General features: G+C 48.7%; 27 protein-coding genes. 7 read left to right on the plus strand and 20 right to left on the minus strand.

Annotated elements, in window-relative coordinates:
- Positions 1-56: 56 nt before the first annotated feature.
- From HP567_RS22670 to HP567_RS22700, 7 genes are all read right to left on the minus strand, one after another.
- A complete protein-coding gene (locus HP567_RS22670; protein WP_173612303.1) occupies positions 57-725 on the minus strand; it encodes a hypothetical protein in 669 nt (222 codons plus the stop codon).
- A 49-nt stretch (positions 726-774) separates the two neighbouring features.
- Positions 775-1,371 carry an RNA 2',3'-cyclic phosphodiesterase gene (thpR, locus tag HP567_RS22675; RefSeq protein ID WP_173612302.1) on the minus strand — a complete coding sequence of 199 codons (597 nt, stop codon included), beginning with the start codon at positions 1,369-1,371 and terminating at the stop codon, positions 775-777.
- Between the two features lie 64 nt (positions 1,372-1,435).
- Entirely contained in the window at positions 1,436-1,918 is a 483-nt protein-coding gene (locus HP567_RS22680) for a hypothetical protein (RefSeq protein ID WP_173612301.1), read from the minus strand.
- A 149-nt stretch (positions 1,919-2,067) separates the two neighbouring features.
- Complete coding sequence (locus HP567_RS22685) at positions 2,068-3,108, minus strand: hypothetical protein (protein WP_173612300.1); 1,041 nt, start codon at positions 3,106-3,108, stop codon at positions 2,068-2,070.
- A 3-nt stretch (positions 3,109-3,111) separates the two neighbouring features.
- The gene (gene surE, locus HP567_RS22690; RefSeq protein ID WP_173612299.1) at positions 3,112-3,933 is read right to left on the minus strand and encodes a 5'/3'-nucleotidase SurE; all 822 of its coding nucleotides are present in this window, start codon (positions 3,931-3,933) and stop codon (positions 3,112-3,114) included.
- A 108-nt stretch (positions 3,934-4,041) separates the two neighbouring features.
- Positions 4,042-4,473 (minus strand): DUF533 domain-containing protein, encoded by a 432-nt coding sequence (locus HP567_RS22695; protein WP_173612298.1) that lies wholly within the window; start codon positions 4,471-4,473, stop codon positions 4,042-4,044.
- 100 nt (positions 4,474-4,573) lie between these two features.
- Complete coding sequence (locus tag HP567_RS22700) at positions 4,574-6,376, minus strand: SgrR family transcriptional regulator (protein ID WP_173612297.1); 1,803 nt, start codon at positions 6,374-6,376, stop codon at positions 4,574-4,576.
- 134 nt (positions 6,377-6,510) lie between these two features.
- Between HP567_RS22700 and HP567_RS22705 the strand changes: the two genes are divergently transcribed.
- Positions 6,511-7,734 carry an MDR family MFS transporter gene (locus HP567_RS22705; RefSeq protein WP_173612296.1) on the plus strand — a complete coding sequence of 408 codons (1,224 nt, stop codon included), beginning with the start codon at positions 6,511-6,513 and terminating at the stop codon, positions 7,732-7,734.
- Between the two features lie 10 nt (positions 7,735-7,744).
- Here HP567_RS22705 and HP567_RS22710 read toward each other — a convergent pair whose 3' ends face one another.
- The 5 genes from HP567_RS22710 to HP567_RS22730 all read right to left on the minus strand — a co-directional run bounded on the left by HP567_RS22710 (position 7,745) and on the right by HP567_RS22730 (position 13,103).
- Positions 7,745-8,542, minus strand: coding sequence for an ABC transporter ATP-binding protein (locus HP567_RS22710; protein ID WP_173612295.1), 798 nt, complete (start codon positions 8,540-8,542; stop codon positions 7,745-7,747).
- Positions 8,535-9,470 (minus strand): ABC transporter permease, encoded by a 936-nt coding sequence (locus tag HP567_RS22715; RefSeq protein ID WP_173612294.1) that lies wholly within the window; start codon positions 9,468-9,470, stop codon positions 8,535-8,537. Before HP567_RS22715 ends, HP567_RS22710 begins: the two co-directional genes overlap by 8 nt.
- Positions 9,471-9,498: 28 nt before the next feature.
- Complete coding sequence (locus tag HP567_RS22720; RefSeq protein ID WP_173612293.1) at positions 9,499-10,554, minus strand: ABC transporter substrate-binding protein; 1,056 nt, start codon at positions 10,552-10,554, stop codon at positions 9,499-9,501.
- A 91-nt stretch (positions 10,555-10,645) separates the two neighbouring features.
- Positions 10,646-11,650 (minus strand): ABC transporter substrate-binding protein, encoded by a 1,005-nt coding sequence (locus HP567_RS22725; RefSeq protein ID WP_173612292.1) that lies wholly within the window; start codon positions 11,648-11,650, stop codon positions 10,646-10,648.
- A 133-nt stretch (positions 11,651-11,783) separates the two neighbouring features.
- Positions 11,784-13,103: a hemolysin family protein gene (locus tag HP567_RS22730; RefSeq protein ID WP_173612291.1), complete on the minus strand. Its 1,320-nt coding sequence runs from the start codon at positions 13,101-13,103 to the stop codon at positions 11,784-11,786.
- Between the two features lie 141 nt (positions 13,104-13,244).
- Here HP567_RS22730 and HP567_RS22735 point away from each other — a divergent pair, with 141 nt between their 5' ends.
- The 4 genes from HP567_RS22735 (at position 13,245) to HP567_RS22750 (ending at position 17,189) form a co-directional block, all read left to right on the plus strand.
- Complete coding sequence (locus tag HP567_RS22735) at positions 13,245-14,909, plus strand: DNA repair helicase XPB (RefSeq protein ID WP_217367338.1); 1,665 nt, start codon at positions 13,245-13,247, stop codon at positions 14,907-14,909.
- Positions 14,910-14,961: 52 nt separating this feature from the next.
- On the plus strand, positions 14,962-15,531 hold the full coding sequence (locus tag HP567_RS22740) for an RNA polymerase sigma factor (RefSeq protein ID WP_007716978.1): 570 nt from the start codon (positions 14,962-14,964) through the stop codon (positions 15,529-15,531).
- Positions 15,512-16,906 (plus strand): hypothetical protein, encoded by a 1,395-nt coding sequence (locus tag HP567_RS22745; protein WP_173612289.1) that lies wholly within the window; start codon positions 15,512-15,514, stop codon positions 16,904-16,906. The genes HP567_RS22740 and HP567_RS22745 overlap by 20 nt, the downstream gene beginning before the upstream one ends.
- Positions 16,907-17,030: 124 nt before the next feature.
- A complete protein-coding gene (locus tag HP567_RS22750) occupies positions 17,031-17,189 on the plus strand; it encodes a DUF1835 domain-containing protein (protein ID WP_173612288.1) in 159 nt (52 codons plus the stop codon).
- Between the two features lie 46 nt (positions 17,190-17,235).
- Here HP567_RS22750 and HP567_RS22755 read toward each other — a convergent pair whose 3' ends face one another.
- A complete protein-coding gene (locus HP567_RS22755) occupies positions 17,236-17,496 on the minus strand; it encodes a DUF2573 family protein (RefSeq protein WP_047068533.1) in 261 nt (86 codons plus the stop codon).
- Between the two features lie 146 nt (positions 17,497-17,642).
- On the opposite strand from HP567_RS22755, the gene HP567_RS22760 reads away from it, so the two are divergent.
- Positions 17,643-18,101, plus strand: coding sequence for a GNAT family N-acetyltransferase (locus tag HP567_RS22760; protein WP_173612309.1), 459 nt, complete (start codon positions 17,643-17,645; stop codon positions 18,099-18,101).
- A 48-nt stretch (positions 18,102-18,149) separates the two neighbouring features.
- Here HP567_RS22760 and HP567_RS22765 read toward each other — a convergent pair whose 3' ends face one another.
- From HP567_RS22765 to HP567_RS22775, 3 genes are all read right to left on the minus strand, one after another.
- Entirely contained in the window at positions 18,150-18,590 is a 441-nt protein-coding gene (locus HP567_RS22765) for a small multi-drug export protein (RefSeq protein WP_173612287.1), read from the minus strand.
- 88 nt (positions 18,591-18,678) lie between these two features.
- Positions 18,679-19,674, minus strand: coding sequence for an ABC transporter permease (locus HP567_RS22770; RefSeq protein ID WP_088908637.1), 996 nt, complete (start codon positions 19,672-19,674; stop codon positions 18,679-18,681).
- On the minus strand, positions 19,640-20,599 hold the full coding sequence (locus tag HP567_RS22775) for an ABC transporter ATP-binding protein (RefSeq protein ID WP_173612286.1): 960 nt from the start codon (positions 20,597-20,599) through the stop codon (positions 19,640-19,642). Before HP567_RS22775 ends, HP567_RS22770 begins: the two co-directional genes overlap by 35 nt.
- A 129-nt stretch (positions 20,600-20,728) precedes the next feature.
- Between HP567_RS22775 and HP567_RS22780 the strand changes: the two genes are divergently transcribed.
- Positions 20,729-21,517, plus strand: a complete 789-nt coding sequence (locus HP567_RS22780; RefSeq protein ID WP_173612285.1) for a GDSL-type esterase/lipase family protein — start codon at positions 20,729-20,731, stop codon at positions 21,515-21,517.
- Here the strand turns inward: HP567_RS22780 and HP567_RS22785 are convergent.
- The 4 genes from HP567_RS22785 to HP567_RS22800 all read right to left on the minus strand — a co-directional run bounded on the left by HP567_RS22785 (position 21,509) and on the right by HP567_RS22800 (position 26,359).
- A complete protein-coding gene (locus HP567_RS22785) occupies positions 21,509-22,744 on the minus strand; it encodes an MDR family MFS transporter (protein ID WP_173612284.1) in 1,236 nt (411 codons plus the stop codon). The two genes, HP567_RS22780 and HP567_RS22785, sit on opposite strands and share 9 nt — an antisense overlap.
- Positions 22,745-22,971: 227 nt before the next feature.
- A complete protein-coding gene (locus tag HP567_RS22790; RefSeq protein WP_173612283.1) occupies positions 22,972-23,820 on the minus strand; it encodes a YtnP family quorum-quenching lactonase in 849 nt (282 codons plus the stop codon).
- Between the two features lie 73 nt (positions 23,821-23,893).
- A complete protein-coding gene (locus tag HP567_RS22795; protein ID WP_173612308.1) occupies positions 23,894-24,190 on the minus strand; it encodes a hypothetical protein in 297 nt (98 codons plus the stop codon).
- Between the two features lie 165 nt (positions 24,191-24,355).
- On the minus strand, positions 24,356-26,359 hold the full coding sequence (locus HP567_RS22800; protein ID WP_173612282.1) for an oxidoreductase: 2,004 nt from the start codon (positions 26,357-26,359) through the stop codon (positions 24,356-24,358).
- Between the last annotated feature and the right edge of the window lie 42 nt (positions 26,360-26,401).

Consider the following 26,401-nt stretch of genomic DNA (forward strand, 5'->3'; position numbering starts at 1 on the left):
AAAGCCCAGTGCGCAGATGATGCACTGGGCTTTTTGCTCTTTTTATTCGTTCTATCCTACTCTCTGCCTCCGCTAGCTAAATATGCAAAGTTCACCCACACCATCTCTTCGATTCCCAAAATTTCTTTGAACAGGTCAACCGAGTCGTACAACAGTGAAGCCCCTGTGTCGTCATCGACGTTCGTCAACAACTGCAAATCAAAAAGGGAACGTAACTGCTGAATCTGCTTCGGACCCACGATCCGACTAAACGACTGCGGCTTGATACGTGTGATCCCTTTACCTACTTCTCGCCGATACAACTCCGAACGCACTACCCTCTCCAGTATGTCTTCATACTTTTGCCGAACGTCCTCGCTGTCTACAATTCCTTCCTGCAGGTCAATTTCTGGATAAAGCCTGCCAAACTCGGCTTCCGCCATTTCCACATCGAGCGAGTAGCTGATTGTCGCTGACGCAACCTCGAAGCCTGCATCGAACAAGCGAAAGCCCCAGCCGTTGTCCTCAGCGTCATGAAACCAGAGGAGGGGAACGAATTGCTTGGACAGTCTCAGCAAAAAATCAAGCGTCGTGGAGGTTTCCAGCCACTCATCCTGCAGGAAAAATGCATTCCAGTCGCTGTTGACGTTTCTGTGGAAATATGGCTGCTCTGTCTTGGATAAGGCAATCAGTACTTTCGGTTCGTATTTGCGTGGATAAAGAATGCCGGTCGTGAACTCACCCATCCGTTTTCCACCGCTTTCTGGAAGGCTTCCCTGATCCTTTCTTCTTAGTCTATTCAGGCAACGCTTGTTTTTTGCTGTGATCTTTATCAAACGTGCTCGTGTGGATAATCGTATGTACCGCGCCCTCCCGCAACAGCTCGGAACGATACAAATGGAAATGCCTTGCCTTCCATTGTGGCGGCTCCTGCGCTAAATAGCGTTCATTCCAATCCAGGAGGGCAAGCTCATCCCCACTGCGATGCGGACCACGTGCCAGCGTAATATGTGGCCGATACCGCTTCCGATCGTAGGACAAGCCTTCGTGCAACTCAAACCGTCTGCCCAACAATAAATGCAGCTGTTTGAGAGGAGAAAGTTGGCCGCGCAGTCCCAGCCAAAGCACACGTGGATGCAGGGCATTCGGAAAAACCCCAAAGCTGCCAACACCCAGGGTAAATGGCTGGATGATCGCGCTGACGATATCCATATCCTCACAGATAGCGGGGACGAGTAACTCATCTACTTCACCAAGAAAATGTAGAGTCAGATGCAAATTAGCGAGGGACTGCCACCTGTCCGCAGACACATCTTGCTTCAACCGTTTTTGAACATCGGCAATATAAGCGGCAGCCTCAGCGGGAATATCCAATGCTATGAATAAACGCATTTCTGTCCTCCTTCGAAAAAAATAGCCCTCCTGTGACGGAGAGCCATTTGTCTTTCATGCCGCTTTAGGCAGCCATCATCTTTCCGGTTACGATTCCCAAAACACTCCTGACATATTCCGCAAGACGGTTCGTTCCAGGCTGGTAAGTAAAGCGCAGGGTCAGTTCACTATGACCGACATGGCCAGCGGGAGGGATATTCCAGAAGTACTCTCCTTCCCCGTATAAAAACTCTTCAATGCGCTGCTTCTTTCCTTCGATATCGATACTCGGATCATACGTCAAGGAAAACTTCATCATGACAGAAAACGAATCTGTCCAAACGTGATCACGCTTATGTAATTTCCCATGGATAACAACTAAACCGGCTTCTCCCCACAGATTGTACTCGAGCAAAGCCTGAAACTGCGGATGTACTTGCAGCTCCAAGGCAGGAAGCCCTCCTTCGATCGTAAGTGCATGACGTTGTGCCAGTTGCTCAACCTCCCCTTGAAAACGGTGGGCGCATTCAGAAACAGCCTGGAACAAATTGGGTTCAACAGCGTACATCGTCGTCACCTCTCCCCAATGGAATGTCTGTCTTACCTAATTCGAATTCCCGCTTGTCGTATCCTTTGTTGAAAAATGACTTATTTACCCATATTTCATCGAAGACGAAAAAATTCCAGGGAGAGTCTTTTTTCACAATCTCACAACAATTACAGGTAAGGGACAGGCATCCCTGGAAACGCTTTCGAAAACACCTGCGCGAGATGCTCCTGTACCTCTTCATCCAGCTCCAAATGATAGAGGCGACCGCTCTCATAACGCAGCAGTGGATAGGCGCCCACCTGCAAGGGAGAAGCGTCCTGTGTCTGCACGTACTCCGGCAAGGTCATCAAAAAGCGCGAGAACGGATTCGCTTCATCCTCTGACATGTGAACAACCTCGAATAAATGCGAGAGACTAGGCGTCAGCACGATCATTGCGTAATCGCCCTCTTCCGCAGCCCATACGGTAAAGGACGTATCCCGGACTTCGCTGCGGGCGTGCCTGCGCATGACCCATATTGCTTGCTGCACAGTACTCATCAATAAATGCTGGGCCCCTTCTTCACCATGGACATCTCTCATGTGCTTGTAACGCAATATGAAGGCCATCCCCGATTCCGTAAAAACGGATGCAGGCAAGCTCATCGCCGAGATGCTTTCAGTCTCTTCCTCACGCACCTGCACCTCTTCCGGGAGTGTATCGGGAGTCCCCTCATAGAGCGCCTGAATCATCTCACGTGTCCGAGCCACTTCCGCTGGGGAAAAAGAAACCGACTCGGAATAGATATGGGTAAGTTTACGATCCGCGTAAGCCAAGTAGTGTAAAGAAGTATACGGCTGCTCGATCATTCTCAAGGCCATGCTTCGCTCATCAGCACGCGCTATGTCGAACGTCAAGGGAAAACCAAGCGGATTCAGCGGGTCCGAAAGTGTCCAAATGACCGCGAGCAGTTTATTTTGATACGTCTTGAATTCGAGCGAAACGGCATCTCTCGTCTGCTCACTGAAAGCATCCACCGATTCGAACACCAAATACAGCTCCACTACGCCAGTGCCACTAAGACGGACAAAGTAAGGAAGACCCTCTTCTTCTGCCAGCTTGTACAAATCGTGATAAACCACGGGGTCGAGTACCTCTCCCTGCGTTGACTCGTCTAGAGAGCACAGGGTGTCATCGGGGGTTAGCGGAGGAAAAAAATCGTCGTTCATGCGTTATTCCTCCTGTTTTCCCCAGTCTTTTAGCAATGCCCAATTGTCCATTTGTTTTAAGAGAGTCCGATCTGTCGCGTCAATGTGGACAGGGGTGATCGCAATATAACCGTGCTTGAGCAAATCATAGTCCAGCGGCTCCGCCAGTGGCATGACTTGAGGATACTCGCGTGCCAAATAATAGCCTTCTGCTTCTTCGCTATATTTGTCTTCATAGTGGTTCATGGACAAGGTGGCCGGAACCATTCCTTTCACCTCAGCCAGCGGCACATGCGGGATATTGATATTCCAGAATACCTCTGACGCCAGTTCCCCTTTGACCGCAAGATCGCTGAATTCTTTTACGAGCGGACGAATCATCTCCACTACATCGCCGTAGTTGTCTTGATCGAACCAGTTATCATAGGAAAGGGCAACACCAGGAACACCCAAGATTACCGCCTCCCTGGCACCGCTGCACGTACCGGAGTAATAAATATCACGTCCGAGATTGGTCCCGACGTTAATCCCCGAGAATACGATATCCGGCTTTTTCCCATGTTCAAACAAGAGATGGTAAGCAGCTTTTACACAGTCAGCAGGGTTACCATTGACCGCCCACGCTTTCACCGGCATTCCGTAAAAATCACGCTGTTGAGGCGAGAGTGCACTCCGATAAGTGATTCCGTGTCCGACCCCGCTTTTCTCTTCAACCGGTGCTACTATATAGACTTCCGCTCCCTCCAAAGTGAGCAAAGCTTCTACTAACCGCTTGATACCAAGAGCATCGATGCCATCATCATTCGTAACCAAGATCCGCAAAATAGGGTCTCCTCCTTTAACCATAGCGTTGCCACTTGCTGAGACGTTATTTTTCTTATTGTACTGTAGAAAACGAGGCTGCGCCACGCTTCCCCCAAAAACGAAAGGACCCCAATCATATTGGGGCCCTGGCTATTCTTCTACAATATCTTTCCATCGTTCGCGCCAAACAATCCCTTCGCGAATCCACTCTTCTACTTGACGCTGCTTTTCCTCCGAGATTCCGATCAGGCAAGCGATGCGGGCAATCTCTTTTGTCTCCGACGGGGATAGCTTCCGATCGATCAATGCCATGTGGTAGAGCTTGCGCATCATAACGAGCTTTTCAGCCTGGGTCATGGCTACCAGGTCTTCCACGATGACCTCCGGACGCTTCGGATAGTCCATATCATCCATCAAAATTTGTCGTTCTTTCAATGTAAAATGCTCCGAATTCACGATTTCATGAATACGATCCATTTCTTTATTTCCTATATAACCGTCGGCGTGCCCGACGCAGATCATCAAGCGAATGGACGCAAACAAAATGTGTTTGTCCTTTTCGATTTTGGTATACACCGGCATAGCTCCTCCTCAAAGAACTTTATGAGCATAATAAATATCTACATATGATAATACGATGAAAAACGAAAGCGGTTTCACATAATTATGTGACAAATTTATGCTATTCCCTAACAAAAATGCCCCTGAAATCAATCCAGCCATAGGCATCCAGACTTACACCAGATAACCGTGGATGGGCAAGCATTTCTACCCGATTCGAATACAGCGGGACAAACGTACTGCAAGCCGCAAGCGTATGCATGATGCTGTCTACGCAAGCTTGTCGGTCTTGTTCTGTTCGGGCGCACGACATGCGACTCATCCAATACGCAATCTCTTCCTTTCCACGCGGATCTAAATGATGAGAAATACTCAACGCACCAGCGTGTAGAAATTCTCGTAACGACAGCTCCGCCCTTTCATCTACATTCGCACTATCCACAACTAAATCGGCCTCTTGCAATAACGAAGGCGAGGCAAGCTCCTCCGGGGATGCATACCTGATCTCTATGGCAATTCCGTATTCCTTGCACGTTTTCTGAATCCACCGGGCATCTTCTATATGATCGGAGTCTGGATACGTATAAAGTGACAGCGCCTCTCCCTGATACCCGCTCTCTTTGAAAATACGAGCCAACTCCTGTGAATCCGGCACTTCTCTTTTTTCTTGGAACGAATCGGTTTTACCCCAGATGACTGCATGCTCCCTCGTTCCCTGTAGCTCTTGTCTTAAAGCTTGTCCACAAATGATAGCGACCATGAGACTCCGAAATTCGCGATGTGACAGCGGACCATTTTTTGCTCCGTTCAAGCTGACGTATTGAAAACAATCTTCCAATCTCCCAACGTCACTCCATGCCAGAAAGCTCCTATCGCAATGTTCATCCAAAGCCGTTACGGATAGCGTGCTTTCATCTGCATGCGCTTCTACTGCCATTCCAGGTACGCACCAGATTTCGATTCGGTCCAAGAACGGCCTTCCCCCAAAATAAGGCGTGAACGCTTCTAGCACGAGCATGGAATCATCGTTGCGGACTACACGAAACGGCCCCGTTCCTACTGGCATTTGCGCAAATTGCTCCCCCATCTCCTGAACGTAATCACAGGGGACTATTGCCATATATTCCTTGCTCAGTGCCTGTAAAAACAATTCATCTGGCATATGCAAAAAAATCGTCAATACGTAGTCATCTTTGACGGTAATCGATTCGATGGAAGCGGCTAGCCAACGATGTTTATAGGAATGCTCCATCAAACGAAGTAACGAAAAGCGCACATCATCGGCAACAAGTGGTCGGCCATGATGGAATAAGACACCTTTTCGCAAGTAAAAAGTCCACTGCTTTCCTTCCTCACTAGCCTCCCAATAAAAAGCGATAGCGGGTTCAATCCGTCTCGTGACTGGATCAAACTGGACCAGAGAATCAAACAGCTGCTTGACCATATGTGACTCGGAGCGCAGGAGAATATGAATCGGATCAAGCCCTGCGAATGGTCGACTGTAAAACAAACGCAAGGTATCGACTCTGCCCTTACTTCCCTTTTCCCGCTTCACACGATGTCCAAACTGACTATTCATCCATCGTGAAAAATTTTCACCCAAAGCTTGCAAATTTACCCCATATTCGTCGATCATCTCCCGTGCAGCACGAATCTCTCCTTTTTGCACGAGTTCTTTGGCTACGCTCATGATCAGGTCTTCGGGCGCGAGCAAGCATGTCAAAACAGATCGGTTTCCTCGCCCTCTCCCCGGTTGCCAGATTACCCATCCCTGGCTTTGCATTTTTTTCAAAGTCAGTGTCGCATTCCGCAACGTACAAAATAAAAGCGAAGCAACTTCAGCTAACGATATGTCATGCGGGCGCCTTATCGTTTCATCAGGCCGCCCCGCACATAAACGGATGTATTGTTCAACGAGTTGCATCTTGCCACCACCAATTCGCCCATAAAACATGAAAAAGCTATTCGCCTAATCGTACGCTTTTTCTCCAGTCTTTGCCACCTTACAATTCTAAAAACACCAACTAACCGGAAAAAGCCGAAAGAAAGGATTTTCTTATGCCACACGTTCCGCATGCTCTCAGTCGATTCTTTGCTGCGTATCCGATACTCCTCTGGGTCCGTCTATTCGGCGAAACGCTCACCTCACTATCCAGCGCCATGATCGCCCCGTTTCTCGTATTGTACTTGAGCGAGAACATCGGCGGCTCTGTCACCATGACCATGCTCGTCATTGGTTTGCAGCCCTTCTCCGAGATTTTGCTGACGCTATTTGCTGGTGGCATCACGGACCGCTATCGCCGAAAATCAATCATGCTACTCGCCCTTTTCCTGCAAGGCTTCGCCATGTTGGGAATGACTTGGGCAGACTCTATGCTGGGCTTTGCGATCCTGTACATCATCAACGGCGCTGGCCGCTCCCTGTTTATCCCTGTCAGCCGTGCACATCTCGCTGATACGATTTCCTCTGCACAAATGGCCGGTGCCTTTGCCCTTCTTAATACTTCCAGCAGCATCGGGGCCGCATTGGGACCTTTAGTCGGAGTCATCATTTATAAGTACGATCCTGCTATGGCATTTTTGTTTACTGCGATCTCACTATTAATCTATGCTCTTGCCGTCTGGTGGAAAATCCCGCAAACTCCGCTGCCAGAAGCTCACGTCGAAGAAGCAGCAGACGTACGTTCACGCAGCTCCTGGCATGCTTATCGACCAGCCCTTGCCATCATGCTGCTGTCTTTGCCGATCAGTTTGTTTTACGCCCAAACCGAGACAAATCTCCAGCTTCATCTCAAATACACGCTGCCAGACTATTTGCAAACTCTCGCTTTGCTCATTGCGGTAAAAGGGGGCCTGCTGCTCCTGTTCGAGTACTTGCTCGTCAAATGGACCCAGCACTTGCCGGCTCGCCTGTTGATTAGCGGCTCGTACATTTGTTTTCTCATCGTATCCTTGGGCTATGCCTTCATCGACAACGTGCCTGTCCTTCTCGCCTTGCAAGTGTTGCTCGTCATCGGAGAAAGTATTGGTCTGACTCAGTTAATGGCCTTCGTCACCCGGATATCACCTGTTACGATGCGCGGGCGGTACTTTGCGATTACGGGAACGCACTGGGACATTTCCCGTACGTGCGGACCGTACTTGGGTAGCCTTGTCTTGCTGCATTATGGCGGCACGATCCTTTTCACCATTGTCGCAGGCATTCTCTTGATCGGTGCTGGATTCATGTACGTGTATCTTTCCACAAACGAAAAAGCCTCCCCGTTTGAACAGGAAGGCTGATTCGATCCGATTAGGTTAATAAGAAGCGATCTTCACTGAAGCTTTCTCCACCGCGGGCTGTTTCGAATGCGCGAAGCAGATCCTGCGGTTTCATCGTCCGTTTTTTCTCATCCGGAATGTCGAGGATGATTCCCCCATCGTGGAGCATCAACAGGCGATTCCCCATGTTCAACGCTTGTTCCATATTATGCGTGACCATAATTGTCGTCAGTTTATGGCGTTCCACGATTTTTTCCGTTAAATCTACAATCAACTGCGCCCGTTTCGGGTCAAGCGCTGCTGTATGCTCATCGAGAAGCAAAATCTTTGGCTCCGTGAAGGTAGCCATCAACAGGCTCAGTGCTTGGCGCTGTCCCCCTGAGAGAAAACCAACTTTGGTCTTCAAACGGTTCTCCAGCCCCTGATCCAGCTGCTTGAGCTGCTCACGGAACAGCTCTCGCTTCTGGTTATTCACCCCAAATCCAAGTGTACGACGTTTTCCCCGCCCCAATGCGATTGCCAAATTTTCCTCAATCGTCATGTTCGGCGCTGTACCTGCCATCGGGTCCTGAAACACACGGCCGATCAGACCTGCGCGTTGGTGCTCTGCCAAGCGGGTGACATCTTTGCCGTCAATCGTAATGCTTCCGTTATCTGGCGTCAGTCCACCAGAGATCATGTTCATCATCGTCGATTTACCGGCACCATTACTACCAATAACGGTGATGAACTCTCCCTTCTTAACGTGCAGATTGACGTTTCGAAGCGCGATCTTTTCATTCACAGTTCCTGCGTTGAATACTTTGTTGACGTTTGTAATTTTAAGCATCGCTGCTTCCTCCCCTTGCCGAGCGTACCGCTTGCTTTTTCCAGATGCCTTTTGCCACAGTAGGTACTGTCAGGGCGATGATAACAATCAGGGCAGTAATCAGCTTCATGTCAGAAGGATTGAGTCCTGCATCCAGAGCAAGGGCAATGACCAAGCGGTACACAATCGAGCCGAGAATGACAGCAAGCGTCACTCGGAAAATCGAAGAGCTGCCAAACAAAACTTCCCCGACAATAACGGAAGCGAGACCGATAACGATCATCCCGATCCCCATTCCTACATCCGCAAAGCCTTGGTATTGGGCTACCCACGCACCAGCTAACGCTACCAAGCCATTGGAGAGAGCCAAACCGATAATCGTTGTCGAATCCGTGTTTACCCCAAAGCTGCGGATCATCTTCGAATTGTCACCTGTCGCACGCAAATCCAGACCCATATCCGTATGAAGGAACCAGTCAATGATGAGCTTCAACACCAGAACACCTACGATAAAGACGATTGCTACACCTGTCAGCAAGGTAACTCCACCTACGGCCAGGTTCGGAATGCCCATATCCTTCACATAAGTGAACAAGGTATCTTCCCGCAAAAGAGGCAAATTCGCTTTTCCCATGACACGCAAATTGATCGAGTACAAGGCAATCATCGTCAAGATCCCCGCCAAAAGTGCGTTAATCTTTCCTTTGGTATGCAAGACGCCCGTAAAAGCTCCTGCCAAACCACCTACGATGAAAGCCAGCAGGGTGGCCAAAAACGGATTGGTACCATCGATAATGAATTTGGCTGCGATTGCGCCTCCCAAGGCAAAACTACCATCTACGGTCAAGTCAGGAACGTTTAGGACTCGGAAGGTCAGATATACACCGAGAGCCAAGATACCAAATAATAAACCTTGCTCAATGGCTCCCATTATTGCCAGTTGATTCATAGAAGAAATCCTCCAATTACTGCATTTATTACTCGATCACTTGTCCAGCACGGTCGAGCATGGCTTGCGGAATCGTCACACCCATTTTTTCCGCCGCTTTCTTGTTCAATACGAGCTTCATGTCTGCTTGCACTTCAACAGCCATATCAGCCGGCTTCGCTTCACCCTTCAGGATTTTTGTTGCCATATCAGCTGTTTGCTCGCCCAGCTTTGTGTAGTCGATCCCGTAAGTGGCAATCGCTCCGCTCTTCACAGAGTTTTCTTCACCAGCGATGACCGGAATTTTTTGTGCTTCAGCGACACCGATAACAGCTGCAATCGAAGAGACGACCATGTTGTCAGTCGGTACGTAGAAAGCATCTACTTTGCCGACCATGGACTCAGCTGCTTGCTTCACTTCTGTCGCGCTCGTAATCGCCGCTTCTTTAATCTCTAAACCAAGCTTGCCGGCTACTGCTTTTGCCGCATCTACCTGTACTTTGGAGTTGACTTCGCCAGAACTATAAATGATTCCAACAGATTTCGCATCAGCTTTCATTTCTTTGATCAGCTTCAATTGCTCTTCAACTGGATTCATATCCGATGTACCAGTTACGTTTGCTCCCGGCTTGTCCATCGCTGCTACCAGACCAGCTTCTACCGGGTCTGTTACCGCAGTAAACAGGATCGGAATCTCTTTGCTGGTTTGTGCAGCAGCCTGTGCCGTTGGAGTCGCAATGGCCAACACCAAATCTACTTTGTCAGCCTCGAATTTTTGGGCAATCTGAATGGCTGTATCCATGCTCGCTTGAGCGGATTGCACATCGATTTTTACTTGCTTGTCTTTTTCGTAACCATTTTTAGCCAGTTGGCTGATAAAGCCCTCTCTCGCTGCATCCAAAGCAGGGTGTTCAACGAATTGGGCAATCCCAATTGTCAACTGCTTGGTTTCAGTAGACGGAGCAGGCGCCGTCGTGGTAGCAGGAGCGGGTGTAGAATTGTTTGCAGGGGTAGTGCTTTGCTGTCCACAAGCGGTAACAGACAAAAGCAATAAAGGAAATAAAAAACTCTGAAAAATTTTAATACTCTTCTTTTGTTTGAACATTTAGTGAATTCCCCCTCGTGAATTTTTTTTTACAGTTTAACATGGATAAAACGGTTTTAAAAGAATAAAAAGAGAGCATGACGCTCTCTTTTTACTTGATGATTTCTTTCGCCTGTTGTTTGAGTGCCTCAGAAATAGTGAGCCCAAACTTTGCAGCAGCTGTTTCATTAATATACAAATCAGCTTGTTTCGAAATCTCTACAGGAGTATCAGCAACCGTCTGCCCTTTTAAGATACGGGCAGCCATATCGCCTGTTTGTTTACCGATTTGGTAGTAATCAATCCCGTAAGTAGCAACCGCTCCACGTTTCACTGTATCGGTATCAGAAGCAAATACAGGAATTTTGTTTTCCTCTGCTGCTCCCAGTACCGCTTCAAAAGAAGATACGACGGTGTTGTCAATTGGGATAATAATGGCATCTGCTTTACTAGCAAGACTTTGAGCTGCAAGCTGCACTTCGGATAACTGCGAAATGCCTGCCTTGATGATTTCTACGCCTTCTTTTTGCGCTGCGTCTTCCAATTCTTTGACCTGTACCTCTGAGTTAATTTCGGAAGTCGTATAGATCACGCCCAGCTTTTTCAGCTCAGGCAGGAAGGTTTTCACCAGCTTCAATTGTTGTTCCATCGATACTTTATCGGACGTCCCGGTCACGTTTTTGTCTGGTTTTTCCAGACTGCCAACCAGTTGAGCCGAGATCGGGTCTGTTACGGAACTGAAAATAACAGGTTTGTCAGCAATCGCCTTGGCTGCAGCCTGTGCGGATGGCGTCGCAATCGCTACGACAATATCCTTCTTATCTCCGGCATACTTCTGTGCGATCGAGACTGTATTGTTCATGTCACCATGGGCGTTCTGGGAGTCTACCTCCAAGTTCTTGCCCTCTTCGTAGCCAGCGTCCTTCAGACCATCCAAAATTCCTTTATGAATAGCATCCAGCGCAGGGTGCTCCACGAATTGCGTCAGCCCCAGCTTCACTGTTTGCCCTTGGCCTGTCGTTGCCGCTGTCTCTGTTTTCCCACCTGTTTCGTTACCACATGCTGCCAAAGAAAACGCCAGCAATGCGGTCAGTACCATACTGACTGCTCGTCTCATCTGTACTTCCTCCTCTAGTCTCTGCTCTTTTGCTGCTCCTAATCACCCTAAGTAATTAGGCTCATTGCCATCTATGCAACTTGTGTCCCATTATAGCAATTATATTACGCATTGAGAAGCCCCCTTTCCTCACTTACGTGGAACCGATTTCTTCCTCTGCTTTGCCGACTTTCTTTACATATACCCTGGTGATTCTGTAATGGTTGACCTCTCCCACGACAAATTCGTACTTTCCCTCTTTTACCCGATCTCCCACGCGCGGCGGATGGTCGATCTGCATGTAAATCCAGCCAGCAAGTGTATCCACATCGCTCGACTCCAATTCGATGTCCAGATAATCGCCCACTTCTTCCAATAACATACGCCCGTCCAATGACAGCATGCCGTCGCTTCGTTCTACCTCTGGGCGTTCATCGTCAAACTCGTCCTGAATGTCACCAACAATTTCTTCCATTATATCTTCCAGGGTCACCAGGCCCGCAGTGCCCCCATACTCGTCAATGATAATTGCCATTTGACCTCGTTGTTTTTGCAGCATGGTTAACAATCGGCTGATCGAAATCGTCTCCGGTACCGTCAAAATCGGACGCATGAAGGTCTGAAGATCATGACTCTCTCCTTCCAGAAGCCCTGTCAGCATATCCTTGATGTGCAAACTCCCCACAACATGATCTTTGTCACCATCCACTACTGGATAACGGGTAAAACGTCCGTTTTGGACATGCTTCACGTTCTCGTCAAAAGGATCGCGCAGGTTCAGGACAACCATATCCGTACGCGGAACCATGATTTCTCTTGCCATCGTCTCCGAGAAATCAAAAATATTGTCAACCAGCATCAGCTCGGTTTGATCAATCAAGCCGCTTTTATGACTTTCATTGACAAGAATGCGTATCTCTTCTTCTGTATGTGCTTCCTGATGCGGCTCCAAAGATATATGAAAAAGCCCAAGAAAATGGCTCGCGGACCAGTTCAGCATTTGAATAAAGGGATACATGATTTTGTAAAAGAGTTGGATCGGCTTCGCTACTGCCAGTACCACCTTTTCGGAGTATTGAATAGCCAATGTCTTCGGAGCCAGTTCCCCCAGTACAATATGCAAAAACGTAATCACCGAAAAAGCAATAATAAAGGAAATACTGGTAACAACCGTTTCATTTAAATGGAAGTATCGAAAAACGGGATGCAGAAGATGCGCAACAGCAGGCTCTCCTAGCCAACCGAGTCCTAATGAAGCAAGCGTAATGCCAAGTTGGCACGCAGAGAGGTAGGCATCCAAATTGTGCAGGACCCTCTCGACGTCGACAGCGCGCTTGTTTCCTTCCGCTGCGAGCTGTGCAATGCGCGACTCCCTTACTTTTACGATCGCGAATTCAGTCGCAACAAAGAACCCGTTCAGGAGTACGAGGATCATGACCAAGATCAAATTAAACAAGCTTCCCCAAATTGCCATGCTCCCCTCCATCCTTTCCATCCATGCTTTGGGATATTGTTTCCCATCGTAGCCAAAATGTTACCTGTTCGTTTTTCTTTCTTTTTGAGATTGTGATACCATAGTGCTGATTCCTATGCCTTTTGTAACGAGGTGAGTCTATTGTCCTACCGTCCAGACCTGCCCTTGATCGTTCAAAGCGATCGGACGATATTGTTGGAAACGCAACATCCTTTATTTTCCGAGGCCAGACAAGCTATCAGCGGTTTTACTGAGCTAATCAAGAACCCAGAATACATCCATACCTATCGGATTACCCCTTTATCGCTTTGGAATGCGGCTGCATCCGGTCTCACATCACAAGAGGTAACAGACGTGCTTGGCAACTACAGCAAATACGGTGTCCCGCCAACCATTGTCAAAGAAATTGAAGATACGATGCGAAAATACGGCTTGTTTCGTTTGGAACGCATTGGTGATCAACTCGTATTAATGAGTGAAGACCCGCTTCTTTTAGCAGAGGTGACTAGTTATCAATCAATCGCTGCTCTTTTTGAGAGTGAATTTGTCATCAAAAGCTATGCGCGCGGGTTGATCAAACAAGAGCTGATCAAGCTCGGGTTTCCTATACAAGATTTGGCGGGCTATACAGAAGGCGAATCCTGTGCAGTCAGCTTGCGGGAAACGACATCTCGAGGCAAAGCATTCTCTTTGCGTTCTTATCAAAAAGAAGCTGTCGATGCCTTCTATTCCGGAGGCGCTGTGACCGGGGGAAGCGGCGTTCTCGTCCTGCCCTGTGGTGCAGGAAAAACAGTCATTGGACTTGGTGCCATTTGCCAATTGCAAACAGCCACCCTCATTTTGACCACGAATACGACATCGGTTCGCCAGTGGATCGCTGAGCTCTTGGACAAAACAGGACTTGATCCAAATATGGTCGGGGAATACACTGGTGACAACAAAGAAGTCAAGCCAATAACTGTGGCAACTTATCAAATTCTTACATACCGCCCCACCGCCGAAGATGATTTTCCTCATCTGAAACTCTTTTCAGAGCGCGACTGGGGGCTTATTATTTACGATGAGGTGCATTTGTTGCCCGCACCCATCTTTCGTGTAACTTCTGGGATTCAAGCCACTCGCAGACTTGGGCTGACTGCTACTCTCGTTCGGGAAGACGGGCGGGAAGAAGATGTTTTCACGCTAATCGGTCCAAAAAAGTACGAGGTTCCGTGGAAAGTCATGGAAGAGCAAGGCTGGATCGCAGAGGCGCATTGCCGAGAAATTCGACTCCCCTTTGAGCCGAAGTGGCGAGAGGCCTATGCACATGCATCCACTCGTCAAAAGTTTCGCATTGCAGCGGAAAATCCAAAAAAACTGGAGGTCGTCCGCGAGCTATTGGAGAGGCACGCCCATGATCGCGTTTTGATCATCGGGCAATATATCGATCAGCTTGAACAAATGGCAACGGCCCTTCAACTGCCACTCATTACAGGAAAAGTACCGGACAAAGAACGCGAGCTTTTGTACACGCAGTTTAAAAAAGGGGAAATTACACGCCTGATCGTATCCAAGGTAGCCAACTTTGCGGTTGATTTGCCTGACGCCAACGTCGCGATCCAAATTTCCGGGACGTATGGTTCCAGACAAGAAGAGGCACAGCGCCTGGGACGTATCTTAAGGCCCAAAACAGACGACAACACCGCCCATTTTTATACATTGGTAACGCGAGACACGAGAGAACAGGAGTTTTCGCTCCATCGCCAGCTTTTTCTGGTCGAACAGGGCTATCCATACGATATTATAGAAATCGAAACGCTGGTCTGAAACGTTTACTAATAACCAGCGTCTCATAGAGGGAAGGGAGGCCAAAGATTCAATGCAATCCGACGCCGAAATCATTCAGCGGATTCTTCAAGGCGACATCGAAGCGTATCGCGACCTCATCCAGCGATATCAGCATATGATATACGTTTTCATTTACAAAATGGTAAACAATCGCTCTGATGCAGAGGATCTCACTCAAGAAGTATTTGTTAAAGCGTATGAAAAATTGTCCACATTCCGTGGGGACAGCCAGTTTTCTTCTTGGTTACATACGCTTGCCCGAAATAAGAGCATCGACTTCTTGCGTCGCCGAAAGTATCATGACTCGGATGAACAATTGGCCTATGTGCCATCTAATACACGGGACGAATCCCCTCAGGAATCGCTCATGACAAAAGAGCAACGTCGAGAAATTCAGGAAGCCTTTGCTCTACTGTCAGATTCTTATCGTGAAGTGATCGTCCTTCGCTGTACGCACGAATATCCGTTTGAAAAAATAGCTACACTCCTCGGCATCGCCGAATCTACAGCTCGCGTCCGTTACTTGCGTGCTCGTCAGGAACTCGCAAAATTGTTATCCCGCAAGGAAGGGGGGCTCGTACATGAACTGCCAGGCATTTAGAAAAGCATGGCTAGATGACACAGATAGCGATTCATACTCACATATTGAAACCTGTGACGAATGCATCGCTTGGATAGAAACGCAAATGACAACAGAAGAGGAGGTGCAGTTCTTGAAGGAGGTTCCACTGCCTCAAGCGAACCTGGAAGACAGAATCATGCAAGCAATCTACCAGACCGCCGGAAAAGGTGTACCCCCTCACGCCGCTACTGCATCTTCAGAACAACAAACGAGTACAGTGATTTCAAAGCCAAACAAGCGTTGGACCAAAGGCTTCCCTTCATACGCCTGGGTTAGCGCAGCGGCAGTCTTGCTCGCAGTCGGTTTCGTCGGTTACCAACAACTGACACCAAGTAATATTCAAATGGCTGCCATACAAGAAAACGGAATGAAAGACACCAGGAACACGATTGCATACGACGAAACGGAATCAAAATCGGAACCGCAAGCTCCAGCACCTGCTATCGCTTCCCTACCAGCAGCCGCTGATAGTCCGGCGATGAAAAAAGCAGAAAGCAATCCAGAGTCTGCGGCTACACAATCGCAAGTCGCTCCGACTGCGCCTGCAAAAGATACACCTCCTGCCTCACCTGCCCAATCGAACAATGCGATTGCAATGGTGAAACCTGAGGAAAAAGCAACCACACCAGAGCCACGTACGATCAATAAAGACGGGCAGAACAGCGTGGCATCTCGCGGATTACAGGGGAACTCAGCTGATCAAGCGGCAAAAGCGAAATCAGAAGTTCCAGCGGAGTCAGCTAATACGGGTAACCATATAGCCGCTAAGGAAGCCAATGGCGCTGCTGCTGAGAATCCTACGACATTTGGGATCGCTTCCCAATTGGAACCAGACACAGCTGATGGCGGTTCGACTGAGAACGCATTGGTCGGTCCAACGTTGCCAACGGCAGCGAAGCAGCCCATTACGCTCTCTTCCTTCACAGATTTGAACACCGCTGTACAAGCATCAGATATGCCCGTTCCAGCCCTGTCGCAATCACCGAATGGGTTCTCGATGAGTACGGTATCGGTCCAATATGAATCCGAAACCAGCCAGAAGGTGACTCGCTTAACTTCAGATTACAAGCGAAACAACGACTGGATTCGCATAGATGTTGTGCGAAATACTGAAGGCAAGCGCAGCCTCTCTATCCCAGGTACTTTCTCGGCTACTCAGTTGTTCGCGGTCAACGGAGAGCAAGCTATTGCTGTTTCTTTTGATCAAACGGATTCAAAAGCATCAACAGCCCAGCACTCGGCTCATTTTAACGCTCAATCCGACAACCAATCGTTGTATGTAGTCATGACGGCACATGGTGTCACCTTAAATGAATTAATGGATGCTGCCAAACATATCACATGGAATCCGTAAAAAGATCCCTATGATTAGAAAAGACACGACTTGATTTTCAGGATCGTGTCTTTTTTCTGTTCAGTCTTTTGATCAAATCCAATTTACGATATATTGAAGGAAGATAATTCTGAGGAGCTAACAAATGGACAAATTTCACATCTGCTTCGGCCTATCTGCCTACGGTACACTTCGATCCGTCTTCCGCAAACAGAATCTACTACAAACGGAAAGCATCATCTGTATCGAGGATGATTTTTCAGTTGGACCACCTCTACGCTGGTTAGAGATTCGATTGAAGTAAAAAAACGCTGTCCTCTTTCGCAAAGTGACAGCGTTTTTTCCTACTTTTAATGCTTTTGATTTTTCTCCTGATTCCACTGCTTGATCTGCTCGATGATTTCCCGAATTTGATTGCGTGCTTCCATATGCTCAGGCTCGCTTCCCCAATGCTGAATCAGCGGTGGCATTGCTTTTGCCATTGTCGTGTACAGGCACCATATTTTCACCATCTCTACGCGCTCAGGGGTCGCTTCTCCTGTCAACAGCTCTGTAAATTTATGAACTAGATCCTCCAATTCAGGGACCAACGCTTCTTTTTTCTCGTCCATGTCAGTTACCTCACTTTCGGGAACTTTTCTATTTGTATCCTTGGTTTATTTTACGAAAAAACACCCACGCGGAAAAGGAAGATTTTTCAGGTGGAATCGGTTACGCTTAAGCTATCAGAGGATCGAGGTGAAGACTTATCAATAGCATTCGTATTCGACTGGTGCCAACAACCAGAGATAACTGGCAAGATGCATTACGCTTGCAGGTACAAGATGAGCAGCAGCGCTTTGTTCCGTCTGTTGCCGTTTCACTGGCGAAGGTCCATATCCGACCTGATGGTGACAACTGCGAATATGAACCATTTTGCTTGTATGATGCTGATAAAATGGTTGGGTTTGTCATGATTACCTATGACGCCTCAACAGATTGGTGTTACTGGTTCAACGGTTTTTTGATCGATCACCGGTACCAAGGTAATGGATATGGCAGAGCGGCTCTCGTAGCGATCCTGGATACGGTTCGGAACCGTTTCCCACAGAGCAGATTTATCAACCTGACCGTATGCCCGGACAATGCAGGTGCTAGACATTTATACAGTCAAACCGGTTTTGAAGAAACGGGCGACGTATACGATGGAGAGATTGTCTACAGACTCACATTATGAACTGCATGAACAAAAACCGCCAGAAATTGGCGGTTTTCATGCGTATAGCTATTTCGTTTCTGGTACCATGAATTGCAAAAGACCAAATGCCACTCCTGCCGTCAATAGTGCACTCCAGATAATAATGCCCACCGACATCCACAGCATGAGCTTTTTCGTAGGGGCTCCTAGCGAGATACCGATAGCAGCACCCAGCGGGGCTCCTGTTAAGAGCGGCGAAGCGAGACCAAGGCCAACCACTCCGTATTTATCCCATATCTGCCACATGCGCCCCTGACGATTGCTCCGTTTCTCTACACGCTTTAAAAGCCAGTTGCGCAACGAACCTCCCACAAAAATAACAGCACCTGCGCTGATAATCGCACCCACCGCACTAAATATTCCGATCAGAATCGGTGGTAGCTGCAACATAAAACCTACAGGGATCGCTGCCCACAGTTCAAACATGCCAGATAGTGTCACCGAGCCTGCTTTCCATAATACATCCATTCTATTTCGCCTTTCTCCTCTCGCTGTCTATTTCATTCGTCATGATAAAGACGAGCCGCCTTGCGATAAAGTAACGAAAAAGGTCAAATTAGGATGTGACATCCCTTCGGATAAAGGTTGCGTACGCAATGATCAGCGCTGCGATCGCCCATACACTCAACACGGTCAACGAGAAGGGCAACGTCATCCCCTTAATCGGAGGCAGTGTTCCATTGAGATAATCCGTCAACTGCAAATTAACCACGAACAAGTATTTGGACGATTCCCAGGAGGATGCCATCTGCGTCAGGATCGTTCCGCTAATTAACGCGGCCATCATAATTCCCATCCCCGCAGCCGCACTCCGAACCAAAACAGAGACCATAAGTGTTACCGTTGCAACCACGACGCAGACGAACCAGCCTAGACCATACTGCATCAGCAAAAATTGCCATTGTGGCAGCATGAAAGCCCCAGATGTCTCCAGTTCTCCTCCCGATACTTCAAAGCCAGTCAAAATAGGAAGGTCCCAACCCGAATAGCCAAACACGACCCCAGAGAGCAAATAAGCGAGAATTAGTGTCGTGAGAACCGTTAGAGAGGTAAATAGCAACAGGGTGATGTATTTGCTGGTCAGCACCTTCCAACGCCGTACAGGCCGCGTCAATAGCAGCTTGACTGTCCCCTCGCTAAACTCAGAAGATACGAGGTCAACTGCGAGTACAACGATAATCATCGGCAAAAACATCGAAATGGCTTGGTCCATAAAGCCACGGGCAAAAGTAGGTCCACCTGGCGCCATCGGGTTAATGTCGTGATCCAAATAATATTGCTGCTGTGCGATCCGGACCTTGATAAAATCTCTCCACTCTTCTGGAAGACGGCTTGATGCCAGCCTGTTTTGCATATCGACGATTTGTTGGGTTAAGAGCGGGCGCCAGTCGGTCGTCCCCATTCGTTCTTGTGCAGTGACAACCGAGCGGTACTGTGCGTATGTAAAAATCGGAATCAGAATCGCCAAGATGAGCACAACAACGAGAAAACGGCGCCTGCGCAGCAATTTTATGGTTTCATTCTGTACGAGCCCCACCATGCTCTGCTCCATGACTTCCCCCTCCTCCCGTCAATGTAAGGAACAGGTCTTCCAGTGTAACCGTCTTCGTCGCAATTCCCATCACAGGTATGCCGCCATTGACCAACGCTTGGTTAGCCTCGCTTACTTTTTCAATATCCATGCGGGATTTCAGACGCTCTTCACTGACCACCCACACTTCTGTCACTGCTGGTAGGTTTCGCAAGAGCTGCTCGGCCTTTTGTATATAAGAAGACGGGATTGTCCAATCGACCTGATCAGCAAACTGCTCCATCAGTTCTTTGACTAATCCAACCGAGATGACTTTTCCTTGGCTGATAATCGCCACCCGGTCGCACATCATCTCGATTTCACTGAGAAGATGGCTCGAAATAAAGACAGCGAGCCCTTCCTCCTCGGCAAGCTTGCGAATAAACTGACGCAACTCACGAATTCCTGCCGGGTCCAAACCGTTCGTCGGTTCGTCCAGGATCAATATTTTCGGCCGGTGCAAAAGTGCCTGCGCTATCCCAAGGCGCTGTCTCATTCCGAGTGAGTACGTTTTTACCTTATCATCAATCGCCCGTTCCAAATCAACAAAGCGAACAATTTCCTCAATACGCTCAGGCGTAATACCACCGCTCATTCTCGCAAACTGCTCCAGATTTTCTCTGCCCGTCAAAAACTTGTACAGCTCCGGGTTTTCGACGATACAACCAACCTGGGCAATCGCTTGCGGAAACTGTTCCTGAAGGGAGATGCCTCCGATGCGAATATCTCCCCCATCCGCTTTTGCCAATCCAACGAGCATGCGGATCGTGGTCGTTTTGCCTGCGCCATTCGGTCCGAGAAATCCAAATACCTCTCCGGCGAAAACGTCAAACGTAATATCATGAATGATCGGCTTTTTGCCAATCGCTTTTTGCAATCCTTTTACTGAGAGGACCGTTTCGGCCAATGTGCGCCCTCCTATCTGAGTCTCCCCTCGTCAACTGACGATGGCGTTCTGTTTATGGTACACTGTCATAAGATGTCCATCCACATTATACCATGACCATACACTTTACAACGAATAGGAGGATACCCGATGCGCACATCCGGCCAATTTCTTTGGCGCACGGCAGGTCTCTTGTCTTTACTCTCCTTTCTCTTATTTGCGACAGGTTTTGTCCTGGCGATGAATCCGCAGCAGCTGGCCCCATCCACAGCTAACCCACCTGCGCAAAAAGAGCAGCCACCCTCTCCTTTGCCAGAAAAGGGTGTCCACAAAGTAGTCGCTCTAGGGGATTCCCTCACGCGCGGTGCCGGAGACGCAAACGGCCAAGGCTATGTCGGACTCGTTCGCCAAGCATTGGAGAAAAAATCGGGACAGTCGATTACGTTCACAAACCTCGCGATAAATGGACAGGAATCATCTGAGCTGCTCAAGCAAATGTCCCAGGAGCAAGTGAAGAAGCTCCTCGCTGAAGCCGATCTGATTCTTTTTACCATCGGCGGCAATGACTTGTTCAGGCAGACAGGCGGGCTGTATACCATTGAAAAAGAAAAAGTGACCACGGCTCTTAATAAGCTCGCAGTCAACTATGAAGAGATTCTCAAACAAATTCGCAGCGTTAACAAGACCGCGACGATCGTTTACACTTCCCTGTACAACCCTTTTGGCAATACGGAAGCATCCGTCGACACCATCGGGCCCGTGCTCGATTGGAACAATCAGGCGTCCCAAATCGCCTCACGATACCCGCAAGTATTCGTGGTGCCGACCTACGACTTATTCTTGCGTAAGGAACAAAACTACCTGTATACAGACCACTTCCACCCAAATGCCGAAGGCTATAAACGGATGGCTGATCGCATCTTGCAAGCCCTAGAGTGATTCAACCCTCGCTTCATTCAAGGATTTGCCCCGGGTTGCCTCAAAAGCACGAGCACCCGCCCATTGGAAGGCACTACTCATCATCGAAGTCGCTGCTACCACCAGGAACAAGGTCGTACCTCCGTAATGTGCCAACAGCAATCCGCCCATCCACGGACCGATGAACTGGCCGAGGTTGCTGAAGCTTTTCGCACCGTAATAGCTGCCCCGCATATTCTCCGGGGCCATTCGGTCGATCAGGACGTCTCCTGCGGTAAATGTAAGGATTTCGCCAATCGTAAAAAACACCATTGCCACAATGAATATCAGCCACGAATTGGCAAAGGCATACCCAACGTCACCAACTGCATACATGGCGTTTCCCACCAAAATGGCGGTGAGAGGCGTCTTTTTTTCTGCCCAGGTCGTCAACGGAAGCTGCATCACAACGACGACAATCGCATTGACTGTCATCAGGATGGCAAACAGCTCTGTTCCATTCACGACCGTCATTTCTGCGAATTTGGCCAGCGTAGAAGACATTTGCGAGTAGCCAATCGCTCCTAAAACACCGGCGAGCATGTACAAACGAAACGCTTTATCTTGCACCACCACACTGAATGCTCGGCCGAATGTAACAACTTCTTTCTTTTGGCCTTCAATTTGCTTAATGCCGAACTTGTTCAATAATCCTTGCAAGCTAATCACATAAATGAGATATATCAGTGCAGTCACCAGGAAAGGTAGAGCGACAGAGCTTTTCGCAAGCACTACCCCTGCGATAGGCCCTACCGCTACCCCAACATTAATCGCCATGTAGCGGATACCGAATACACGAAGCCTCTTCTCTTGTGGCGTTACATCTGCCATCAGCGCCTGTGAGACCGGTTCGTAGAAGGATCGACAGAGTCCCCCTGCTATATTGAGCAAAAGCAGAATCCACGGGTCTTTACTAAGCGCAAATCCGACGAACACGAGCGTCCACACGTACAACGCACCTAGCATGACTCGTCTGCGCCCGATTCTGTCCGACCATGCTCCCGCAATAAACCCCCCGATTGTACCCGCGAGCGGTCCTGCTCCAATCGTCAATCCGATCATTGCCAAGCTCATATCTGTTTGATTGGACAAGTATAAAAACAAAAACGGCATGCTCATCGAGCTGGCAGCCCGGACGAACACGGTCCCGACGACTAATGACCAGACGATCGGGTGAAACTCCTGTAAACGCATCTTGATCCAGCTCATTTTCTCTCTCTCCCCACGACTGTTATGTACTCCCACCTCTGCCAGAACAGATGCTCTGTGATGTTCCCATTGTAGAGAGGCAATGGTCGTTCGTCAATGAGCATTCAAAATTTTTTGATTATGAAACTTTTCTATGAGAGTAATCAAAAATTCGATAAGGTTGGACACGCTAACCCTGGACAACGCAAAAGACCGCCAGAAAGCGCTGACGGTCTTTGCCTCTCCTTTTATAAAACAACTTCGATACGATCAACTATTTCTCCCTGTTCGTTCCATTTCACCGCACGGTAAACGCTATCATGGTAAAACGTGAACCAAGCGCCTTGCTTGATCCCGTTGATGATCCATTCTTCTTTTGCATAGATGGAGGTCATCGGGTAATCGTCGTAGGCCATCACCCATAATGGATTTTGGTGAGCGTGTGTAGGCATGATGTCCGCCAGATGCAAAAGCACCTGCCCCTCTGTCTCCATCCGGACGATAGCATGTCCCTGGCTGTGACCACCTGTATGATGAAGCGTGATTCCTGGCACAACTTCGTGCGAAGCTCCGTACGTCTTCACCTGATTCTCAATCGGACGCCAGTTTTCTTCCCAATATGTATTTTTCGAGCGAACATTCGGCTCTCTCATCTCCGCCCATTCCTGCTCCTGTACGTAGATGACGGCTTTTTGAAATGTAGAGACAAGTTGTCCTTCACGAATAGAGACAAGTCCGTTGGCATGATCGTAGTGCATATGTGTCATGATGACAATATCAATATCGGCAGGAGTCAACCCTTTCGCGGCAAGGGATTCCACCACTCGAGACTCTTCTTCCAAGCCAAAATTGCGCTTCTGTTTTTCCGTTAGCCGATCATTCCCTATACCTGATTCAATCAAAATACGCTTGCCATGAGCCTGTACCAGGATCGGGTCGGCACGCAAAGGGATTTGATTGAGATCATTCGATGGGTATCTTTTGCTCCATAGCGGCTTGGGCACCACTCCAAACATGGCGCCTCCATCCAGCTTCGTGAGCCCCCCTCTCAGCCAAGACAATTGAAACTGACCTACCTGCCACTCGTTCCCTACCATGATCCTGACGCCTCCTCGATTGCTCGGAATGATGATTGAAGTTCGAAAGCGAAAAGCACCCCGTTCAGGGTGCCTACAGCTTTTCTGCTACACTTACAGTTCTAGTCGCCGGGGCGATTTCTAACAGGAGATCACTCGATACAGCCTGCACTGTGACATCTGAATCACTTCGTCTATGATGAAGCACGAGTTGCGCTACCTTTTCAGTCTCTCGGTAAACGCTGATTAATGTCTGTAATGGATTGGCACTCCCGCCCGCGATCAACTTAAACCCCGGGGCTATCGTAAACGTCCATCCCTCCACCTCTACTAACGGTGCTAACGAGTACAGGAAGTAACGTTTCCCTAAGAGAATGCCATTATGGTTCATCAAGGCGAGAGCCCCCAATCAAATGAATTTGAACAGTATAACTTCATTTTGCAAAAATTAGCGGTGGTTGAAAAGCGATTCGACAAAACTTCTAAAAAGACGACATACTTTTCTTAATCATATCCGATTCGCCTTGTTTTCGAAATAGAAAATCTTTTCAGCACCTTAAATCGCTCTTCCGACGGTCGCACCCTCCAAAATAGCTCGCTTGGCATCGAGCTCTCCCGCTTCTTTCGCCCCGCCTATGAGGTGCACAGGCAGCCGATCAAGCAATGCGTGGTATAGAGCATTGTTGGAGGTCGCTCCAGCCGCTACAATGACCGTATCAGCGGGTATCATGCGTTCCTCGCCGTTCTGAATAAAATATACCCCTTCTTCTGCAATCCGGCTATATTCAATTTGTGTCAGCATCTCCACGCCACGTTTCTTCAGGTTGGCGAGAACTGCCCAGCGCGTCGTCTTGCCCAAGCCCGATCCGACATGCTTCCCACGCCGCAGCATGCTGATTTTTCGTTTTCGCTGTTGTAGTTGCTGTACAGCTTTTCCATCCAGTATTCGATACTCCTGCAAGTATTCCGCTGCCTTCGGTGAGATCGTTTCGTCGTGCATCAGCAAATGGGACAAATCACACGCGATTCCTCCCGCACCGACGATGACCACTTGTCTACCTACCTTGGCGCGCTTTTCAAATACCGCATCATATCCCTTCACATGTCCGAGCTCCATACCTGGAATCTCTGGACGCCGTGGAATGACTCCCGTTGCCACCACAACTTCTGCAAAGCCCTCTTCGATCAAGGCTTCTGCCTCTGCCAGTGTTCCCAGCCTGATTTCGACACCAAGACGCGCAAGCTCTGTCTGATAATAGCGAAGCGTTTCATTAAATTCCTCTTTACCAGGCACCTGTTTGGCGTAGTTTAATTGTCCACCGATCTGTTTTTTGGCCTCCATGATGACCACCTGGTGCCCTCGTTCAGCCAGCACACGAGCTGCCTCCAAGCCGGCAGGACCCGCGCCGATTACAGCTACCTTCTTGCAGTTTTCCGCCGGAACCAACTGCCACTCTGCTTCTCTGCCGACGAGAGGATTGACCAGACAGGAGGCTACCTTCCCATCAAAAATATGGTCGAGACAAGCTTGATTGCAAGCAATACATGTATTTACCTCATCAAAGCGTCCTTCTTTGCTTTTCTGAACGATATACGGGTCCGCTAAAAATGGACGGGCCATCGAAACCATATCACTGCATTCTTCATACAAAATCTTTTCAGCCTGACGTACGTCGCTGATTCGATTGCTGGCGATAACCGGGATGTTCACGACCTGCTTGACTTGCTGGGCTACCCATACATATGCTCCACGCGGCACCATCATGCCAATCGTCGGTACTTGTGATTCATGCCAGCCAATTCCGATATTGAGAGCATCAACACCTGCCTCCTCCAGCATTTTGGCAAATTGCAATGTCTCTTCCATCGTCGTACTATCTGGCATCAAGTCCAATCCCGACATACGGTAGATGATCGGATAATCCGGTCCCACTGCTTGGCGGACACGCTTAGCCACCTCAATGCCAAAACGTGCTCTGCGTAAAAAGTCCCCACCCCACTCATCTTCTCGCTTATTGGTCACAGGGGACAAAAATTGATTGATCAAGTATCCTTCCGAACCCATGATTTCTACGGCATCAAAACCAGCTTTTTTGGCGCGGACGGCACCATCAGCAAAACATTGGATCGTAGATTCGATCTCCTCTGCGCGTAACTCTCTCGGCTTCCAACGGTTAATCGGCGCCTGCAATGGCGATGGGGCTACCGGGTCTAATCCTGTCGCTTCCTTGTACGCATAACGCCCGGCATGGAACAGCTGCAACGCAATTCTTCCATTGGCTTGATGAACCTCTTTCGTGATCAGGCGCAATTTCTCGATATCCTCGTCTTGGTATACATTGCAATACTCGTCGCCCATGCCGCCTTCTGGATGTACGGCAGCCCCTCCAGTCACGATCAGACCTGCCTCTCCATTTGCACGCTCTGCGTAAAAGGCAGCAAGCCGCGCTACACCATTCTGCAGCTTTTCAAATCCAACGTGCATGGACCCCATCATAATCCGATTTGGCAACGTCATCGAACCAATCTGAATCGGTTCCCATACTTTTGAAAGTTCCACGTTAAACGCCTCCCAACGAGTGAATGCTCATTCATTTTCATT

This window comes from Brevibacillus sp. M2.1A, assembly GCF_013284355.2.
Lineage (GTDB): Bacteria > Bacillota > Bacilli > Brevibacillales > Brevibacillaceae > Brevibacillus.

Bases quoted from the DNA above. Each gene is read 5' to 3' on its own strand.
- HP567_RS22730 (WP_173612291.1), bottom strand. From the start codon at position 13,103: ATGGCAATTTGGGGAAGCTTGTTTAATTTGATCTTGGTCATGATCCTC.
- HP567_RS22745 (WP_173612289.1), top strand. From the start codon at position 15,512: ATGAACTGCCAGGCATTTAGAAAAGCATGGCTAGATGACACAGATAGC.
- HP567_RS22680 (WP_173612301.1), bottom strand. From the start codon at position 1,918: ATGTACGCTGTTGAACCCAATTTGTTCCAGGCTGTTTCTGAATGCGCC.
- HP567_RS22725 (WP_173612292.1), bottom strand. From the start codon at position 11,650: ATGAGACGAGCAGTCAGTATGGTACTGACCGCATTGCTGGCGTTTTCT.
- HP567_RS22715 (WP_173612294.1), bottom strand. From the start codon at position 9,470: ATGAATCAACTGGCAATAATGGGAGCCATTGAGCAAGGTTTATTATTT.
- surE (WP_173612299.1), bottom strand. From the start codon at position 3,933: ATGGTTAAAGGAGGAGACCCTATTTTGCGGATCTTGGTTACGAATGAT.
- HP567_RS22705 (WP_173612296.1), top strand. From the start codon at position 6,511: ATGCCACACGTTCCGCATGCTCTCAGTCGATTCTTTGCTGCGTATCCG.
- HP567_RS22710 (WP_173612295.1), bottom strand. From the start codon at position 8,542: ATGCTTAAAATTACAAACGTCAACAAAGTATTCAACGCAGGAACTGTG.
- HP567_RS22685 (WP_173612300.1), bottom strand. From the start codon at position 3,108: ATGAACGACGATTTTTTTCCTCCGCTAACCCCCGATGACACCCTGTGC.
- thpR (WP_173612302.1), bottom strand. From the start codon at position 1,371: ATGCGTTTATTCATAGCATTGGATATTCCCGCTGAGGCTGCCGCTTAT.
- HP567_RS22740 (WP_007716978.1), top strand. From the start codon at position 14,962: ATGCAATCCGACGCCGAAATCATTCAGCGGATTCTTCAAGGCGACATC.
- HP567_RS22700 (WP_173612297.1), bottom strand. From the start codon at position 6,376: ATGCAACTCGTTGAACAATACATCCGTTTATGTGCGGGGCGGCCTGAT.
- HP567_RS22720 (WP_173612293.1), bottom strand. From the start codon at position 10,554: ATGTTCAAACAAAAGAAGAGTATTAAAATTTTTCAGAGTTTTTTATTT.
- HP567_RS22765 (WP_173612287.1), bottom strand. From the start codon at position 18,590: ATGGATGTATTATGGAAAGCAGGCTCGGTGACACTATCTGGCATGTTT.
- HP567_RS22770 (WP_088908637.1), bottom strand. From the start codon at position 19,674: ATGGAGCAGAGCATGGTGGGGCTCGTACAGAATGAAACCATAAAATTG.
- HP567_RS22755 (WP_047068533.1), bottom strand. From the start codon at position 17,496: ATGGACGAGAAAAAAGAAGCGTTGGTCCCTGAATTGGAGGATCTAGTT.
- HP567_RS22780 (WP_173612285.1), top strand. From the start codon at position 20,729: ATGCGCACATCCGGCCAATTTCTTTGGCGCACGGCAGGTCTCTTGTCT.
- HP567_RS22695 (WP_173612298.1), bottom strand. From the start codon at position 4,473: ATGCCGGTGTATACCAAAATCGAAAAGGACAAACACATTTTGTTTGCG.
- HP567_RS22785 (WP_173612284.1), bottom strand. From the start codon at position 22,744: ATGAGCTGGATCAAGATGCGTTTACAGGAGTTTCACCCGATCGTCTGG.
- HP567_RS22670 (WP_173612303.1), bottom strand. From the start codon at position 725: ATGGGTGAGTTCACGACCGGCATTCTTTATCCACGCAAATACGAACCG.
- HP567_RS22795 (WP_173612308.1), bottom strand. From the start codon at position 24,190: ATGAACCATAATGGCATTCTCTTAGGGAAACGTTACTTCCTGTACTCG.
- HP567_RS22750 (WP_173612288.1), top strand. From the start codon at position 17,031: ATGGACAAATTTCACATCTGCTTCGGCCTATCTGCCTACGGTACACTT.
- HP567_RS22790 (WP_173612283.1), bottom strand. From the start codon at position 23,820: ATGGTAGGGAACGAGTGGCAGGTAGGTCAGTTTCAATTGTCTTGGCTG.